This window comes from Pyramidobacter sp. CG50-2 (assembly GCF_003612005.1).
GTDB lineage: Bacteria > Synergistota > Synergistia > Synergistales > Dethiosulfovibrionaceae > Pyramidobacter.
The window spans coordinates 1-14,539 of record NZ_RAWT01000062.1 but is presented as its reverse complement, the minus strand read 5'-3'; the positions used below and the strand labels follow the sequence as shown (position 1 = coordinate 14,539).

At 61.5% G+C, this 14,539-nt stretch carries 13 protein-coding genes and 1 pseudogene; 10 read left to right on the top strand and 4 right to left on the bottom strand.

The genetic code is table 11. The features are described 5' to 3' along the window. The 8 genes and pseudogenes from D7D26_RS12355 to D7D26_RS10725 all read left to right on the top strand — a co-directional run. Window positions 1-189: pseudogene (locus tag D7D26_RS12355) on the top strand (IS5-like element ISLpl3 family transposase); the annotation flags it as partial. Between the two features lie 114 nt (window positions 190-303). Beyond that, window positions 304-588 (top strand): nitroreductase family protein, encoded by a 285-nt coding sequence (locus D7D26_RS12935; RefSeq protein ID WP_446737518.1) that lies wholly within the window; start codon window positions 304-306, stop codon window positions 586-588. An 84-nt stretch (window positions 589-672) separates the two neighbouring features. Then, window positions 673-939, top strand: coding sequence for a citrate lyase acyl carrier protein (citD, locus tag D7D26_RS10750; RefSeq protein ID WP_120373033.1), 267 nt, complete (start codon window positions 673-675; stop codon window positions 937-939). Continuing rightward, window positions 939-1,811 carry an HpcH/HpaI aldolase/citrate lyase family protein gene (locus tag D7D26_RS10745; protein WP_120373032.1) on the top strand — a complete coding sequence of 291 codons (873 nt, stop codon included), beginning with the start codon at window positions 939-941 and terminating at the stop codon, window positions 1,809-1,811. Before citD ends, D7D26_RS10745 begins: the two co-directional genes overlap by 1 nt. A gap of 2 nt (window positions 1,812-1,813) precedes the next feature. Next, the gene (gene citF / locus D7D26_RS10740) at window positions 1,814-3,364 is read left to right on the top strand and encodes a citrate lyase subunit alpha (protein WP_120373031.1); all 1,551 of its coding nucleotides are present in this window, start codon (window positions 1,814-1,816) and stop codon (window positions 3,362-3,364) included. A 289-nt stretch (window positions 3,365-3,653) separates the two neighbouring features. After that, the gene (locus D7D26_RS10735; RefSeq protein WP_120373030.1) at window positions 3,654-5,135 is read left to right on the top strand and encodes a Na+/H+ antiporter NhaC family protein; all 1,482 of its coding nucleotides are present in this window, start codon (window positions 3,654-3,656) and stop codon (window positions 5,133-5,135) included. A gap of 12 nt (window positions 5,136-5,147) precedes the next feature. Next, window positions 5,148-5,960 carry a histidinol-phosphatase HisJ family protein gene (locus tag D7D26_RS10730; protein WP_120373029.1) on the top strand — a complete coding sequence of 271 codons (813 nt, stop codon included), beginning with the start codon at window positions 5,148-5,150 and terminating at the stop codon, window positions 5,958-5,960. Window positions 5,961-5,973: 13 nt separating this feature from the next. Further along, window positions 5,974-7,101: an aminotransferase gene (locus tag D7D26_RS10725; RefSeq protein WP_120373028.1), complete on the top strand. Its 1,128-nt coding sequence runs from the start codon at window positions 5,974-5,976 to the stop codon at window positions 7,099-7,101. An 81-nt stretch (window positions 7,102-7,182) separates the two neighbouring features. Here D7D26_RS10725 and ilvD read toward each other — a convergent pair whose 3' ends face one another. Next, window positions 7,183-8,841: a dihydroxy-acid dehydratase gene (ilvD, locus tag D7D26_RS10720; RefSeq protein WP_120373027.1), complete on the bottom strand. Its 1,659-nt coding sequence runs from the start codon at window positions 8,839-8,841 to the stop codon at window positions 7,183-7,185. Between the two features lie 248 nt (window positions 8,842-9,089). On the opposite strand from ilvD, the gene D7D26_RS10715 reads away from it, so the two are divergent. Next, window positions 9,090-10,106, top strand: coding sequence for a LysR substrate-binding domain-containing protein (locus D7D26_RS10715; RefSeq protein ID WP_120373026.1), 1,017 nt, complete (start codon window positions 9,090-9,092; stop codon window positions 10,104-10,106). A 105-nt stretch (window positions 10,107-10,211) separates the two neighbouring features. Here the strand turns inward: D7D26_RS10715 and D7D26_RS10710 are convergent, their stop codons facing one another. The 3 genes from D7D26_RS10710 to D7D26_RS10700 form a co-directional block, all read right to left on the bottom strand. Continuing rightward, a complete protein-coding gene (locus tag D7D26_RS10710) occupies window positions 10,212-11,438 on the bottom strand; it encodes a dicarboxylate/amino acid:cation symporter (RefSeq protein WP_120373025.1) in 1,227 nt (408 codons plus the stop codon). A 76-nt stretch (window positions 11,439-11,514) separates the two neighbouring features. Then, window positions 11,515-12,189: an RraA family protein gene (locus tag D7D26_RS10705; protein WP_078016315.1), complete on the bottom strand. Its 675-nt coding sequence runs from the start codon at window positions 12,187-12,189 to the stop codon at window positions 11,515-11,517. A 1-nt stretch (window position 12,190) separates the two neighbouring features. Further along, on the bottom strand, window positions 12,191-13,372 hold the full coding sequence (locus D7D26_RS10700; RefSeq protein ID WP_120373024.1) for a pyridoxal phosphate-dependent aminotransferase: 1,182 nt from the start codon (window positions 13,370-13,372) through the stop codon (window positions 12,191-12,193). Between the two features lie 139 nt (window positions 13,373-13,511). Here D7D26_RS10700 and D7D26_RS10695 point away from each other — a divergent pair, with 139 nt between their 5' ends. Beyond that, window positions 13,512-14,396, top strand: a complete 885-nt coding sequence (locus D7D26_RS10695) for a LysR family transcriptional regulator (RefSeq protein WP_078016313.1) — start codon at window positions 13,512-13,514, stop codon at window positions 14,394-14,396. The last annotated feature ends 143 nt before the right edge of the window (window positions 14,397-14,539 follow it).

Genomic DNA, 14,539 nt, shown 5'->3' with positions numbered 1-14,539 from the left:
GGGAGCAACGTCATCGGCGATAAGGCTTACGGTTCGCAAGCCATCAGAGAGTACATTACTTCTCGGGAGGGAAGTTACACTATCCCGCCGAAGAGCGATAATCCCGAACCGTGGTTTATAGATGGGCATGTTTACAAGGAACGACACTTGGTTGAATGTTTCTTTCAGAAAATCAAATGGTTCCGTTGAATTTTCACCCGCTATGACAAACTTGACGCTTCGTTTTTCGCTTTTGTTCTTGTTGCTGCCAGTGTTATTTTATTGAAATAATACAAGCTGAAATGTTTTTTTTAACAAGCCCTAATCTCTGCCGTAGCCCCTCGAGACAGGACAAATGGAATGGCTGAATGTGCGGCAGCTGTCGAAAACATGCTACTGGCTGCACATTCATTGGGACTTGGCGCATGTTGGATCAACCAACCACATTGGTTCACTGATGTGCCGGCTCTCCGTGCGCTTTTTGTGCCACTGGGACTTACGGATGATGAAGTAATCCTCGCCTCGCTGTGCGTAGGACATACGAACATAGATAATCCGCCAGTTCCATCACGCAAAGATGGCCGCATCCAGAGTGACATTTCGTTGTAAATTTTACAATAATAATTTTTAGAGCGAACCTTTTCGAGAATACTCGTCCGTTGAACAAAGCCCTTTTAAGGAGGTCTTTTGGGAATGAAAACAGCAAGTGCGGGCACGCTTGAATCGATGGATTGTCTGGTCACAGTGACCGAGGCAGCTCCCGGTTCCGGCCTCGTCGTCGAACTTGAAGGAAGCGGCGTCAGCCGTTTCCGCTCCGCCATGGAAAAGACCGTCAGGGACACGCTCGAAGCGCTGGGCGCCAACGACCTGACGGTGAACGTGAACGACCGCGGCGCGCTCGACGTGGTGCTCGAAGCGCGCGTCGAGACGGCCGTGAAGCGTCTGAGAGGTGAGAGATAATGCGCCGCACGATGCTCTATCTGCCCGGCAACAATCCCAATATGCTGGTGCGCGGTCATCTCTTCGGCTCCGACGGCATCGTCATGGACATGGAGGACGCCGTGGCGCTGTCCGAAAAGGACGCGGCCCGCGTCATGATCTCCAAATTTCTCCGGCGCGGCGACTTCGGCAGCGTGGAAGTGACGGTGCGCATCAACGGCGCCGACACCGAGTTCTGGAAGAAAGACCTCGAGGCCGTCGTTCCCTGCAAACGCCTCGACGGCATCCGCCTGCCCAAGGCCGACAGCCCGCAGGTCATCAAAGACGTGGACGAAGAGCTGAGCCGCCTCGAGGACAAATACGGCATCGCTCAGGGGCACATCAAGCTGTTCTGCATCCTCGAAACGGCCTACGGGATCTGGCATGCCTACGACGTCGCCACGGCTTCCAGGCGCGTGACCGCCATCCTGCCCGGCGGCGAAGATCTGGTTGCCGATCTGAAGACAAGCCGCACGCCCGAAGGCACCGAGCTGGAATGGTCGCGCCGCATGATCGTCATCGCCGCCCGCGCCGCCGGGGTGGACGCCATCGACCTGATGTTTCCCCGCGTCACCGACGACGAAGGTCTGCGCCGCGACGCCCAGTTTTCCAAGGATCTGGGGTTCGACGGCAAGAGCGTCATCCATCCCAACCAGATCCCCGTCATCCACGAGATCTTCACGCCCTCGGAGAAGGAAATCGAAAAGGCGCAGCGCATCATCGCCGCGGCCGAGGACGCCCGCGCGCGCGGCCTCGGCACGGTGTCCGTGGACGGACGGATGGTCGACGTTCCCGTGGTCAAGCGCGCCCGTTACATTCTCGTCAAGGCCGGCCTGGAAAAGGAGGACGAATAGCCATGCCTCTCAACGCACTGGGACGGGACATCCCCGCCTTTATCGAAGGATACGGAAAAGTCAAACCCTATCGCGGCGCTTTCGCCCTTCAGCCGTCGGGCAACGTCGTCGGCCCGCGTCTGCGCGTCACCAACGCCGACCGCACCGACAAGGTGCTGCCCGACCTCAAAGCCGCCATCGCCGCGTCCGGTCTGAAAAGCGGCATGACCATTTCCTTCCACCATCATCTGCGCAACGGCGATTACGTGGTCAACCAGGTGATCGACGCCTGCGCGGAAATGGGCATCCGCGACCTGACCCTCTTTCCCACGGCGCTTTTCGGCGTGCACAAGCATCTGATCGATCATATCCAATCGGGCGTCGTCGCCCGTATCTGGGGCTCCGTCAACGGCCCCATCGGCCAGCTCGTCTCCGCGGGCGGGCTCGGGGCGCCCGCGGTGCTGCGCAGCCACGGCGGCCGGCCGCGCGCCATCATGTGCGGCGACGTGCATATCGACGTGGCTTTCATGGCCGCGCCGTCGTGCGACCGTTACGGCAACATGAACGGCGTGCAGGGCCCCTCGGCCTGCGGGTCTTTGGGCTACGCCTTCACCGACTGTCAGTACGCCGACTGCGTCGTCGCCGTCACCGACAACCTCGTGCCCTATCCCAACGCGCCGATCTCGATCAACCAGACCTGCGCCGACTTCGTCGTCGCGGTCCCCAGCATCGGCGATCCCGCGGGCATCGTCTCCGGCACCACCAAGGTGACGAGAGATCCGCTGCGGCTGCTCATCGCCCGCTACGCCTCCAGGCTGATCGAAGCGAGCCCGTACTTCCAAACCGGGATTTCCTTCCAGACCGGCGCCGGCGGCATCGCCCTCGCCGTGACGGCGTTCATGAAAGACGCCATGCTCAGGAAAGGCATCAAAGGCAGCTTCGGCCTGGGCGGCATCACCAGCTATTTCGTCGACCTGCTTCGCGAGGGGCTGGTCGACAAGCTGCTCGACGTGCAGTCATTCGACCTCGGCGCGGTCAGATCCATCGCCGCGGATCCGCGGCACGTGGAAATTTCCGCCGACATGTACGCCAATCCATGGAACCGAGGGGCCGCGGTCAACATGCTCGACGTGGTCATTCTCGGCGCCACGGAAGTGGACCGCGACTTCAACGTCAACGTCAACACGGAAGCCGACGGCGCTCTGCTGCACGGCATCGGCGGCCATCAGGACACGGCGGCCGGCGCCAAGCTGACGATCATCGCCCAGCCGCTGCTGCGCGGCCGCATCCCCTGCGTCACCGACACAGTCTACTCGGTGACGACGCCCGGCGAATGCGTTGACGCCGTCGTCACGGAGTACGGCATCACCGTCAATCCGCGCCGCACCGACCTGGTCGAGGCGTGCCGGGGGATCCGTGACGTGCCGGTGATCTCCATGGACGAATTGGCCGACAAGGCCAGGCGGATGTCCGGCCCCATGGATCCCGTCGAGACCACCGACCGGATCGTCGGCGTCATCGAATGGCGCGACGGCACGGTCATCGACGTGGTGCGTCAGCTGAAGAAAAAATAAAATCGCATACAAAAAACGGAGCCGGTCGAGTTTCTCGGCCGGCTCCGTTTTTTGTCCGGGCGCGACGTTTTTCCGCCGGCGCTGTTTTTGTTCGCGCCGTTGCGCTGCGGCATTCCAACGTTCTTGAAAAAATATCTTCGCCCCGATTGACAAAGCTTTGTTATAAGGTATAATTCTATTGTCATAAGATTTTCATTGTATACAAATTAGAACTTATTCAGCGACAAAAGGATGTTTAGGGAACCGCCGGTTCCCTTCGCATAAAACACTCGATCGGGAGGGATTTTCCATGTCCAGCGCGGAGAAGAAAGCGCGAGAGAAGAGAAAGCCGACCACGTTCGAAGCGGTCTCAACGGTTGTTTTTCTGCTGCTGACGTTCGGCGCCGGCGCGCTGTGGGGGCTGAACTACGTGCCGCTGATGGTCGTGGTCGCCGCCTATTCGGCGCTGATCAGCTGGCGGTGCGGCTACACCTGGGACGAGATGGAATCGGCCGTGGGCAAACGCATCGGCCGTTCGGTGCCGGTGATCATGATTTTGCTGGCTATCGGCTTCATGCTGGGCGGGCTGATGTTCTCCGGCACGCTGCCGATGCTGATCTATTACGGATTGCAGGTGGTCTCGCCGCGCTGGATCGCGCTTTGCGCCTTCCTGCTCTGCTGCGTGTTCTCGACCGTGACCGGTACGTCCAACGGTTCGGCGTCCACGGCGGGACTGGCGATGATGGGGCTGGCCATGGCGATGCCGGACGTCAATCTGGGACTGGTGGCGGGAGCCTGCTACGCCGGTTCGCAGTTCGGCGACAAGCTTTCTCCTCTTTCCGACACGACGGTCCTGGCCTCGTTGACGACGGACAACGACATTTTCGATCACATCATCAACATGTCCAAGACGGTCGTTCCCGCGGCGCTGATCGCCATCGGCATTTACGTCTCCATCGGCATGAACTCCCCCGAGACGCCCGCGGTGGTCAGCAAGGATTCGGCGGCGCTGCTCGCGTCGCTGAGCGCCATGTTCAAGTTCCACTGGGTGCTGCTGATCCCGGTCGCGTTCCTGCTTTGGGGGTCTTTCACGAAGAAGCCCACCACGCTGGTGCTCTTCGGCGCCGGCTTCATCGCCGTCGTCATCGGCGTGCTCTACCAGGGATTCTCCGCCAAAGACGCCGTCAACGTGCTGTACGGCGGCTTCAATTCCAAAATGGTGCTGGCGGCGCATCCCGATTTCGACGTCGCGGCCATGAGCAAGGCGGCCAAGACGCTGCTCGAGCGCGGCGGCATCGCCGACATGAACAAGACGTTCGTCGCCACCTGGCTGTGCTTCTACTTCGCGGCCATCGCCGAGCAGTGCGGCTGTCTCGACGTGCTGCTGGACTCGCTGATGGGCTTCGTCAAGAGCACGGGCAGCCTGATCCTCACCACGGGAATCTCGATGGTGGTGCTGACGGCCGTCGGCGGTTCTTCCACGGTCTCGCTGCTGATCGGCGGCAGCATGTTCAAGTCCAAATACGAGGAGATGGGCGTCAACACGCTGAACCTGTCCCGCACGCTGGAGGACTTCGGCACGGGCACTTCGGGCTTCTTCCCCTGGACTTCGTCGGGGATCCTCTACGCCAGCGTGCTTTTCTCGTCGAGCACGACGTTCCTGCGCTACTCCTTCTTCAGCTGGATCGTCTGGCTCCTCGCCATTTTCTACGGTTTCACCGGCCTGGGGCTGCGCACGTCGCCGACCCGCAAGCAGCTTGAAAAAGCCGCCCGGCGCGCCGCCGCGCAGTAAAGGCGCGCGGAAATGTACTGCGACGTTCACATTCACACGGAAGCTTCGAGCGACTCGAAGACGACCATCGAAGACCAGCTCGACCGCGCCGTCAAACTGGGGATGAAGTACGTCTGCATCACCGACCACCAGGATTACGATTATCCTCAATGGCACAGCACCTACCAGCTGAACGAAAACGGCGACGTGGGCGCCTACGTCGAAAAACTGCTGAAGACGCGCGAGGCCTACAAAGGACGCATCGAGATGCTTTTGGGCATCGAGTTCGGCCTGCAGCCCCACCTGGCGGAAAAGCACAACAAAGTCTACGCCGACTACCCGTTCGACATGGTGATCGGCTCGACGCACATTTTCGAGGGGCGCGACACGGAGGACCAGACGCTTTACGAGGGGCGCAGCAAGGAAGCCTCGATCCGCGCCTACTTCGAAACAGAGCTGGAAAACCTGTCCGTCACCGACGGCTACGACACCGTCGGCCATCTGGATTACGTGCTGCGCGACATCCCCGGCAAGAACGAGGGCTTCGCTTACGCGCAGTACGCCGACCTGATCGACGCCATGCTGCTCACGGCGATCAGAAAGAACAAGGCCGTCGAGCTGAACACAAAATCTCTCGTCGTGGGCATGCGCGATTCCAGCCCCGGACGCGAGGTGTTCAAACGCTACCGCGAGCTGGGCGGCGAACTGGTCACGCTCGGTTCCGACGCGCACTTCCCGGAACGGATCGGCGCGTGCTTCGACATCGCCGGCGACATTCTCAAAGACGCGGGCTTCACGTATTACTGCGTGTTCAAAAATCATCAGCCCGAGTTCCTGCCGCTGTGACGGAGGGATTTCCATGTACATCAAGCCGTTTAAAGTCGAAGAGTGGATCAACGCTCACGAACAGACCGCCAAATACAACATCTCCAGCACCGGCGTGGTCAACCTGACGCTGGACGGCCTGTTGGAACTGACGGGAACCGATCGGGAAGCGTTTCTCGGGGAGCTCTGCTCGCGCCGTCTGTCCTACGGCCACATCGGCGGTTCGCCGGGACTGCTGCAGGGCATCTGCGGCCTGTACCGCACGCTGAAGCCCGCGGACGTGGTCCCCACGCACGGCGCCGCGGGCGCGAACCACCACGTCTTCTACACGCTCATCGAACCGGGCGACCGCGTGGTCAGCATCGTGCCGACCTATCAGCAGCTCTATTCGATCCCCGAAGGCTATGGCGCCGACGTGAAGTGGCTCAAGCTCCGCAAGGAAGACGGCTTCCAGCCCGATCTCGACGAACTGGAACGTCTGGCCGCCCCCGGGACGAAGATGATCTGCATCATCAACCCCAACAATCCCTGCGGCTCCGTCATCTCCAACGAGGCGCTGCGCCGCGTCGTCGGCATCGCCCGCGCCGCGGGGGCCTGGCTGCTCTGCGACGAATCCTACCAGCACCTGACGCAGAACGGCGAATGGATCGATTCGGTGGCCGATCTGTACGAAAAAGGCATCTCCACCAGCAGCACCTCGAAAGTGTTCTCCATGCCGGGGCTGCGCATGGGCTGGATCGCCTGCCGCGACCGCGATTTCGTCGCCTCCTGCCTGTCGCACCGCGACTACAACCTCGTCAGCTGCGGCAACCTCGACGACACCATCGCCGCGCTGGCGCTGAAACACGCCGGCACGCTGATCGAGCGCGGACAGCGTGTGATCCGCGACAATCTGCAGGTCGTCGAGGGCTGGGTGCAAAGCGAGCCGCACATCTCCTGGGTGAAGCCGCAGGGCGGCTCGATCACGCTGCTCTACTACGATTTCGACATGAACTCGTACGACTTCTGCCAGAAACTCTTCGACCGGACCGGCGTGTTCGTGTCGCCCGGCGACTGCTTCGAAATGCCCGGCTGCTTCCGCCTCGGCTACGCCGGCAACACCGCCGAGTACCTCAAGGCCGGCCTGGACGGCATCAGCCAGTTCATGAAGACGCTGGAATAGAATAAGACAGCTCCATAAAAATTCCCCTGAAAACGGATTCATCCGATTTCAGGGGAATTTTTTTGAAGCGACTCCTTGACCTCAGTACAGCCACGTGCAGCCGGAATCGGTGCCGTTCACCATTTTGCGGTAAGCGGCCAGCACGCCTTTGGCGGGGTGGTCGGGCTTGGTGACGTTTTCGAGGCGGCGGGCGATCTCTTCGTCGCTGACTTCGAGATGGATGCTGCGCCGGTCGATGTCGATTTCGATCATGTCGCCGTCCTGAACCGCGGCGATGGGGCCGCCGTCCCATGCTTCGGGCGTAATATGCCCGATGCAGGGGCCGCGGGTGGCGCCGGAATAGCGCCCGTCGGTGATCATCGCGCAGCTCTTGTGCAGTCCCATGCCGACGAGCATGGCGGCGGGAATGGACATTTCGCGCATGCCGGGGCCGCCTTTGGGGCCTTCGTACTTGATCACCAGCACGCAGCCGGGCTTGACGCTCCTGTCGATCATGCAGCGGCGCAGTTCTTCCTCGGACTCGAAGCACACGGCGGGGCCGCGGTGATGAAACATCTCCGGATCGACGCCGCTTTTCTTGACGATGCAGCCGCCGGGGGCGATGTTGCCGTAAAGCACGGCGAAACAGCCGTCGGGATAGAGCGGGGCGCTTTCGCTGTGGATGACCGCGGGATCGACCGCGCGGCTGAAACGGTCGAGCAGATCGCCCATGGTGCCGCCCATGGCCATTCTCGCCGCGCGGTCGAGGTGGCGTTCGATGGCCTTAAGCGTGGCGCCGACGCCGCCAGCTTTGTAGTAGTCGTAGATGTTGTACTTCGACGAGGGCTTGAACTTGGCGATGCAGGGCACGTCTTTCTGAATCGCGTCGAAGTCGCCGATGTCCAGCTTGACGCCCATCACTTTGGCCAGCGCGCAGACGTGCAGCTGGGCGTTCGTGGAACCGCCGGTGGCGGCGATGTGGCGCAGGCCGTTCTTCAGGCTGTTCTCGCCAACGACGTCGCGGAAGCGCACGCCCTCCCGGGTCAGTTCGACGATGCGCTCCCCCACGTCGCGGGCCTGCTTGTACTTGCCCGACGAGCAGAACAGCATCGTGGTGCTGTCGATCGGGCAGACGCCGATCGCTTCGGCGAAGACGCCCATGGTGTTGGCGGTGCCGTACATGCTGCACGTGCCGCAGGAATGGCAGATCTTCTTGCGGTATTCGCTGAAGGTCTCCTCGCTGATCGCCCCGACGGCGCGTTCGCCGATGGACTCTTTCAGGTCGGGAGTGACGAAGGTGCGTTCCTGCGTCTCCCACGGCATCATGCTGCCGCAGGTAAGAAACAGCGTCGGCTTGTTCAGCGAGGCGGCGGCCATGAGCATGCCGGGGACGATCTTGTCGCAGCTGCACATGAACACGAGGCCGTCGAAGCCGTGCGCGTTCACCATCGCCTCGGCGCTGCCGGCGATCAGATCGCGCTGCGGCAGGATGTAGTGCATGCCCTCACCTTGAGCCATGCCGTCGCAGGGCGCCGGCACGTTGAACTCGGCGGGGACGCCGCCCGCGGCCCAGATGCCCTCTTTGACGAAATTCGCCAGATCTTTCAGCGGCCGATGCCCTGGATTGACGTCAGCGTACGAATTGACGATGCCGATCACCGGCTTGTGCAGATCCTTGACGCGGTAGCCGCAGGAATTCATCAGCCCCGCCCAGTAGGCTTCCTGAGGATCGTCCGCGTCGCGTCCTTTCCATTGCCCCATCTGCGCTCCCCCCTTTTTGTTTCGCAAACGAGCGAAGGCGTTCGCATCGTTTGTTTCGATTATAAAATGATCCGTCTTAAAAGAAAAACAATATTTAACACCGTTTATTACAAGTAAAAACTTGCCATCGTTCGACCGTTCTGGTAGCATCGTAAAAAACGCGCGGAGCGTGCCGGACAGAGCTCCGCCGCACGTTAACCGAGAGCGGATGTTCCACGTGGAACATTCGCGGGAAAGGAAGAACGGTCATGACCACAGGACAGGAAATGTTTTTGCTGGCGGCCCAGGAGCTGAGTTTTTCCCGCGCCGCCAAAAGGGCCTTCGTCACGCCGCAGTGCCTGAGCGACCACATCCGCCGCCTCGAAGAGCGGTACGGCGTGAAACTTTTCCACCGCCGTCCCCAGCTCGAACTGACGCGCGAAGGCCGGACGCTCCGGGATTATCTGAGCCGGATCGCCCAGCTGGAAGAGAACATGGCGCTCGAGATGGAAGACGTCAGCGCGGGCATGCGCGGCACCGTCCGCCTCGGCATCCCCCTCACGCGCGGTCGCATCTTCATCCCCCGGATCATGCCCGAATTCCAGCGCCGTTTTCCCCGCGTCGACGTGAAGATCGCGCTTCGCGACACCCGCGACCTGCAGAAGATGACGGTCGAGGGCACGCTCGACCTGTTCGTCGGCGTCGGCGCCGAACACAGCCCGCTGTTCCGGTTCGTGCCGATCGCCGCAGAGCCGCTCTACCTCGTCGTTCCCGAACCGCAGCTGAGCCGCGCGTTCCCCGACTGCGACGAGTCCGCCGCGGCAAAACTCCGCCGCAGCGGCGCCGACCTGACGCCGTTCGCCGACGTCCCCTTCGTTCAGGGCAACGACATGAGCACGACGACGCTGCTCGTGCGCGAGCTCTGGCAGAAAAGCGGCCTCAAGCCGAATCTGCACGTCGAGGTGAGCAACTTCGACATCATGCTCGACCTCTGCCGGCAGTGCGGCTGCGCGACCATCTGCTCCCGGGGCCAGCTGCACCGCCTGAAGGGACAAAAACGCCGCGAAAAACCGGGAGAACGCCTGCGCGTCTTCCCGCTCCGGGACAAAAACCGGCTCGCCGTCGAGCTGGTCACGCCGCGCAGCGCCCGCCCCGCCAAGTTCATCAGCGCCCTCGGGCAGATGCTCGTCGAGACCATGAAAAGCGAAGACGCCGCTCTCGAACAGTGGCTGCGCGCCGGCGAGCCGGGAACGAAAGCCGAAAAGACGGCTCTTCCACAGGACTGAAAAAAGTTCCCCGCCGGACAGGGCGCGAAGGCGCCGCCGTCCGGCGGGGAGCTTTTTTCATTCGGAGAGAATTTTCGAAGATCTAAAGGCGCGGCCGGGCGTTTTCTACGCGTCGGCGTTGAAAACGTTCCAGTCCACCTTGCCGAATTTGGCGCAGGCCGCCATCGTGCCGACCATGTCGCCGGTGACGTTGCCGGTCGTATGGGGAATGTCGATCACGGGCCAGATCGCCGCCAGGATGGGGACGAGGCCAAGCGGCAGCCCCAGCGACTCGAAGAACACGGCGGACATAACGATCCCCGCGCCCTTTACGCCGGCGGCGCCGACCGCCAGCATGAGCCCCAGCAGAACGGTCTGCACGAGACGGAGCGGCGTGATCTCCACGCCGAAGATGTCGAAAGCGAAGACGGCGATCACGCCGAAAGCGGCGGCCATGCCGTTCATGTTCATCGTGTTGCCCAGCGGCAGCGAGAACCCGTAAACGCTCTCGTCGAGGCCGAGTTTTTCCTCGGCGATGTTCATCTCCATCGGCAGCGTCGCGGCGCTGGAAGTCGTCGTGGCGGCCACCAGCATGGCCGGAGCCACGTGCTTGAAGAAGCGCAGAGCGGGGACGTTCCAGATCTTCAGTGCCAGCGGATACACGACGAACATGCCCGCCAGGATCGCCGCGTAATCGGCGACGAAGAACTTGGCGATCGCCGTCATCATCTTGCCGCCGATCGTGCCCGCCACGCAGGCGACCAGCGCGCCGATGCCGTAGGGGGCGAAGCCCATGACGAACTCGGTGATCTTGATCATCACGTCGGCCATGTTGCGGAAGAAGGCGATCGCCGCGGGGACCCTGTCTTTCAGGTGCAGCAGCGCCACGCCCGTGATCAGCGCGAAGAAAATCACCTGGATCATGTTCATGTTGGCCATGGAAGCCACGGGATTCTCGGGGATCCAGTTGAGGATCGTGTCGATCGCCGAATACCTGCCGACCGTCACTTCCTTGACCACGGAGCCGAGCACGCCCTCGGCTCCCCTGCCGGGGCGGAGCGCAAGCGCCACGCCGGTGCCCACGGCGGCAAAAACGAGAGAAGACAAAAGGTAAAAGGCGACGATGAAACCGCCGATCTTTTTCAGGCTCCCGGGGCTCTCCATGCTGGTCACCCCGGCGACCAGAGTGAAGAACACCAGCGGCACGATCAGCATCTTGAGCAGGCGCAGGAACAGGTCGCCGACAGGCTTGATCACCGTCACGGCAGGGCCCCAGTAAATGCCGGCGGCGATACCGACGCACATCATGACGACGATCCTGCGAGACATGGACAGCTTGGACCAAAAGTTCATAATACCCCTCCTTCTGCAATCTGCGATAAAACCGTTTCGTTCATCCGGACGCGACGATTTCTTTTACGGCCAAGAGTCATTCGACCGTGCAGCCCAGCTCCCCGAGCTTGGCGTCCACCCAGGGACGCGGGTATTCGCCCCTGAGAATGCCCGCCATGATCGTCGCTTCCTTCTCGACCACCGCGCGGGCAGCTTTGGCGAGATCCTCGGCCTCGCCGGGGCGGATCACCAGAACGCTGTCGGCGTCGCCCACCACGATGTCGCCGGGGGTGACGATCACGCCGCCCAGGGAAATGGGATAGTTGATCTCGCCGGGGCCATTCTTGTACGGCCCGTTGGGCGTGACGCCGCGCGCGTAAACAGGCAGATCCATCCCGGCGATGGCGCCGGCGTCGCGCACCGCGCCGTCCACGACCACGCCGGCCACGCCGCGGACTTTGCAGTACGTCAGCATCAGCTCGCCGAAAATCGAGCGTTCCGTGCATCCGCCGGCGTCGATCATGAACACGTCGCCGGGCTGGGCCATGTCCATGGCCTTGTGGAACATCAGGTTGTCGCCTTCGGCGACCTTGACCGTAAAAGCCGTGCCCAGCAGCGGCGCCGCGTTCAGCGGACGAATCGCCGCGTCGACGGCGGCCATGCGGTTCATGCAGTCGTCGATGTTCGCCACGGGAACGCCGCGAAACAGTTCCACCAGTTCACGGGGCGGACGGGGAAAATCGGTACGGATCCGACAGCCAATCGTGCTCATGTTATTTTCTCAGCCCTTTCATCATTCTCGCGATGTTCTCCACGGCACGGCGCAGCTGCGCGTCGTCGGTCGCAAAGGAAAAACGCATCCAGCAGCCCTTTTCTTCCCCATAAGAAACGCCGGGCACGCCCACCACCTTGGCGTTGTTCAGGATATACTCGCCGCCCTGGTTCGAATCCATGCCGGGCAGATCGAATTTCGTCCAGGCATAAAAAGCCCCCTCAGGCATCTCGCAGTGCACGCCGGGAACGGCGTTCAGCCCGCCGACAAAAAAGTCGCGGCGCTCCTGATATGTGCGGCGCATCGCTTCGATCTCCTCGCCGCATTTAAAGGCCATCGCCGCGGCTTTCTGGATGAAGCCGCTCGTACAGGAGATCGTGTGCTGGAACAGTTTTCCCGCCACCTTGACGATCCCGGGAGAAGCCGCCATGTAGCCGATGCGCCAGCCCGTCATGGCGACGCATTTGGAAAAACCGTTGACCGTGACGACGCGCGGCGCAATGTCGGCGCAGGAGGCCGGGCTGATGTTCTCGTTTCCGTCGAAGAGGATCTTCTCGTACATCTCGTCGGACAGCAGCACGACGTCGGGGTGGCGGAGCATGAAGCCGCGCAGGATTTCCGCTTCGGGGCGCGTCAGCACCCGGCCGGTGGGATTGTTGGGATAATTGACAATGAGCAGGCGCGTTTTGCTCGTCACCTTCGCTTCCAGAGCCTCTTCGGTGATGCGGTAGCCCCCGTCGGGATCGAGGGGGACCGCCACGGAAACGGCCGCAGCCGCCTGCGCGATGGCCGGATACGACACCCAGCCCGGCGTCAGGTACATGACCTCGTCGCCAGGATTCACCAGCGCACGCACAGCGGCGTAAATGGCGTACTTGCCGCCCGGCGTGACGATCACGCTGTCGGCGTCATAGCCGGCGCAGCCGTTCTCGGTACGGAGCTTGGCCGCGATCTTTTCGCGCAGCTCCGGCAGGCCGTTGCCCACGGTGTAGTGCGTATAGCCGGCGTTGATCTGACGGAACAGTTCGTCGCAGATCTTCTTCGGCGTATCGAAATCCGGTTCGCCTCCAGCCAGATCCACGATCTCCGCATCCACGGCTTTCAGCTTTTTCGCTTTGGCCATGGTCACCATCGAAGCCGACGGAACGATCGCAGCGATCTCCCGGTTCAAATTCAAAGACATGTCCGACGCCTCCTTCATATATTATTATCATGTATCTTTTTATTTTTTATGGTATCATTGGCTAATTACAACGTCCAACGAATAATTTTAATGTTTAATATCAACAAAATCACTATTTATTCCCCGGGGAGACAGGAGAATGGACTCTTTCGATATCGAACTTTTCCGCGCCATCATCAGCAGCCGCAGCATCACCCAGGCGTCGCAGGCGCTGCTGCTCTCGCAGTCCGCCATCAGCCAGAGACTTTTGCGCCTCGAACAGGAGCTGGGCATCAAACTGATCGATCGGCAGAAGGGAATCCGCCGCGTCGAAATCACGGCACAGGGCATGCGCTTTCTCGAACTGGCGGAAAAGTGGGAGAACAGCTATCAGGAAATCCTCCGCTTAAAGGACACGGAACCGGATCAGTCGCTGGTCATCGCCAGTCCGGACAGTTTGATCAACTTCGTGCTGGGACCTTTCTTGAAGCGGCTCCCGGGCCTCGGCTATTTTCCGCGCCTGCGCACCCAGCAGTCGCTGGAGATATACGACCTGGTCGACAACAAAGAAGCCGACGTCGGCTTCGTCTTTCGCGACGCCCGTTACGTCAACATCGTCACCCGCTCCGTCCTGCGCGAACCCATCTCCATGATCTGCCGCCCCGGCAGCCCCTGGAACGAACACGCCGTTCATCCGCAGCAGCTTCGCAAGCAGGACGAAATTTATCTCGCCTGGAGCCCAACCATCCAGCAGTGGCACGATTACTGGTGGAACCCGTCGACCCATCCCGTCGTCCACGTCGACACGCCGGCGGCGCTGCTGAATTACCTGGCGCCAGGGACATGGGCCATGTGCCCGGAATCCGTCGTCGCGGCCTATCGAGACACTCAGGAAATCGAGATCCACGCCTTTGCCGAAAACCCCCCGGACCGCGAATGCTTCCTCATCCTCCACAAATCGCCCGGCAGCGGGCGGACGAAGATGATCGCCCGCTTCGAACGGCATCTCGACGCGTTCCTGCGCACGCTTCCGTATCACGTATGAGCCCGCTTCGGCCGCCCGCCAGCCCTGACGAAAAGATCCCCGATCGGGGGACGCATTTTTTGCGCCTCCCCCGCTCGGGGATCCTTCGTTCCGTTTTTCCCGTTTCGGCCGTTACTTCGCTTCCGCAGGCGCCTGTTCCGGCC

Bases quoted from the DNA above. Each gene is read 5' to 3' on its own strand.
- citD (WP_120373033.1), top strand. From the start codon at position 673: ATGAAAACAGCAAGTGCGGGCACGCTTGAATCGATGGATTGTCTGGTC.
- D7D26_RS10745 (WP_120373032.1), top strand. From the start codon at position 939: ATGCGCCGCACGATGCTCTATCTGCCCGGCAACAATCCCAATATGCTG.
- citF (WP_120373031.1), top strand. From the start codon at position 1,814: ATGCCTCTCAACGCACTGGGACGGGACATCCCCGCCTTTATCGAAGGA.
- D7D26_RS10735 (WP_120373030.1), top strand. From the start codon at position 3,654: ATGTCCAGCGCGGAGAAGAAAGCGCGAGAGAAGAGAAAGCCGACCACG.
- D7D26_RS10730 (WP_120373029.1), top strand. From the start codon at position 5,148: ATGTACTGCGACGTTCACATTCACACGGAAGCTTCGAGCGACTCGAAG.
- D7D26_RS10725 (WP_120373028.1), top strand. From the start codon at position 5,974: ATGTACATCAAGCCGTTTAAAGTCGAAGAGTGGATCAACGCTCACGAA.
- ilvD (WP_120373027.1), bottom strand. From the start codon at position 8,841: ATGGGGCAATGGAAAGGACGCGACGCGGACGATCCTCAGGAAGCCTAC.
- D7D26_RS10715 (WP_120373026.1), top strand. From the start codon at position 9,090: ATGACCACAGGACAGGAAATGTTTTTGCTGGCGGCCCAGGAGCTGAGT.
- D7D26_RS10710 (WP_120373025.1), bottom strand. From the start codon at position 11,438: ATGAACTTTTGGTCCAAGCTGTCCATGTCTCGCAGGATCGTCGTCATG.
- D7D26_RS10705 (WP_078016315.1), bottom strand. From the start codon at position 12,189: ATGAGCACGATTGGCTGTCGGATCCGTACCGATTTTCCCCGTCCGCCC.
- D7D26_RS10700 (WP_120373024.1), bottom strand. From the start codon at position 13,372: ATGTCTTTGAATTTGAACCGGGAGATCGCTGCGATCGTTCCGTCGGCT.
- D7D26_RS10695 (WP_078016313.1), top strand. From the start codon at position 13,512: ATGGACTCTTTCGATATCGAACTTTTCCGCGCCATCATCAGCAGCCGC.